The sequence below is a fragment of the Microcoleus sp. BR0-C5 genome, from assembly GCF_036705045.1.
Taxonomy (GTDB): Bacteria; Cyanobacteriota; Cyanobacteriia; order Cyanobacteriales; family Microcoleaceae; genus Microcoleus.
The window spans coordinates 1-1,772 of record NZ_JAUBTR010000186.1 but is presented as its reverse complement, the minus strand read 5'-3'; the positions used below and the strand labels follow the sequence as shown (position 1 = coordinate 1,772).

The 1,772-nt window shown below is 45.9% G+C and carries 2 protein-coding genes; both read right to left on the bottom strand.

Annotation, left to right across the window (positions count from 1 at the left end):
• Window positions 1–722: 722 nt before the first annotated feature.
• Window positions 723–1,061: a hypothetical protein gene (locus QUB08_RS31790; RefSeq protein WP_333230263.1), complete on the bottom strand. Its 339-nt coding sequence runs from the start codon at window positions 1,059–1,061 to the stop codon at window positions 723–725.
• A gap of 30 nt (window positions 1,062–1,091) precedes the next feature.
• A complete protein-coding gene (locus QUB08_RS31785) occupies window positions 1,092–1,751 on the bottom strand; it encodes a DUF72 domain-containing protein (protein ID WP_333230261.1) in 660 nt (219 codons plus the stop codon).
• Between the last annotated feature and the right edge of the window lie 21 nt (window positions 1,752–1,772).

Here is a 1,772-nt window from a genome sequence, read left to right as displayed (position 1 = left end):
GATTTTAAATCACCCTAACCTTCCTTCAGTCTTGTCTTATGGTACTCTGGCTGCTTAAAAACTGTCCGGAGTATTGAAACTTAATTAATTAAGTATCAAAGATTAAGTAGTCATTAACCTGAAGTAAGGGACAAGAGTACGCCACATACTGCCACTTTGTTTAGCTTGGGCAAGTGCGTAAGTCGAATGTCTTTCCTACAGGGCGCAAATAGACTACTTTTAAATTCTGCCTTTAGATTACCTAATAACTTTGTACACTTTGTATGTTATTTACCTTTGTCGTTGCTATCATCTGTCTTCAGGAGAATATACAAATAATTCTTTAGAGAGACTTATAACCACAATCAAGTGTATACTTCGCTACAAGCAGTTAAGTTAGAGTTTGGCGTTTGTGTAGCAAGCGTCCAAAAAACAACGCTTGTCTTGAAAATTCCTGTCTGTAGCGGATGGCTGATAAGCTGTGTTGCATCTAGATTGCCTATGGTATTAGAGAGGGAGAGGGGGAGAAGAGGAGAGGGGGAGAGGATTTGACGATTTTTGATGGGGACTCGAAATATACAATTTAAATGCACAACAGCTTACAGCATTGCAAGTTCGTTTCAGTCTGTCCATAAATTTTTAAAGTTTCCTCACTCATTCTATAAAATTGGAATTACGACTTGACTAATTGAGGAAGGGAGGAACGGATAGCCGAAGTGCAGCGGGATGTGAGACTCCATTACTCAGAGGTTGCCATCAACTTGCTGGGATTGTGGGAACACTGAGGGAATGTGGAACTGTACTTCAAACGCCACTACAAAGCGTTTAATTATCGCATCGAGAAACTGACGGAGTATTTCGTGTTTCCCAATGTCAAGCGCACCCTGCGGGATTTGTTTGAAATGGATCCAAAAGTGCGAGCGTGATGTTGAGTTGAATACGATCGGCTTGTGGTGGGTGATGTTGAGTTGGATGTGCGGGTTCGGGGTGAGTGCGATCGTCAAACAACAACCTAGACGAACGCCACCAGCGATTTCTAATTCAACTTCAGGGAACTGCGGAGCGTTTTTGAATGCGCCCAAAAGAATGGAAACAGTCTCAATTAGATTCTGTCAGGAACTACCATTCTCCACAAAAGTTTTTAGCTTTGAAGCGTTCCTCACTGCATTTCCCTCTCCGTCGTTGTTGAAGTAGACGAACACGCTTCGCCCCTGGCTTTTCCACTCATGGATGCGATCGGCCCACCAATGCAAATCATCATCAGAGTAGGAGCAGCCGTAGAGATTGTTGGAGTCGGGGCCGTGGAGGCGCAGATAGGCGAATGAACCCGTTACACGCAGGATACACGGAAGGTGGGCGCCGCTCATCACGCCGTAAGCCGCTCCACAGCGTTCCAGCAGCGAAAATACCTCTTCTGTGTGCCAGCTTGGATGTCGGAATTCCACAGCTACTTTGATCCAGGAGGGCACCTGTTCTAGAAAGTAGGCTAGCCGAGCCAAATCGCAGCCGAACTGGGGAGGGAGTTGCACGAGTAGAATACCCAATCGTGAGCCCAGGCATTGAAGTCCCTCACTCATCCGTTCCAACCACTTTTCTGGCGAGTAAAGACGCTTGGAGTGCGTTAGACCACGGGGCGCTTTTACGGTCATCAGAAATCCTTGGGGGAGGCGCTCTCGCCAGTTAGCAAAGGTAGTGTTTGGTGGCCAGCGGTAGTAGGTGCTAAGCTGACACGCAGCTAGATTGTATAATATAAATATAAGATAAGCGCTCATTAGTTATAATGTATGCCAGCC

Excerpts from the sequence above, each read along its gene's own strand:
- QUB08_RS31785 (WP_333230261.1), bottom strand. The coding sequence starts at position 1,751 with ATGAGCGCTTATCTTATATTTATATTATACAATCTAGCTGCGTGTCAG.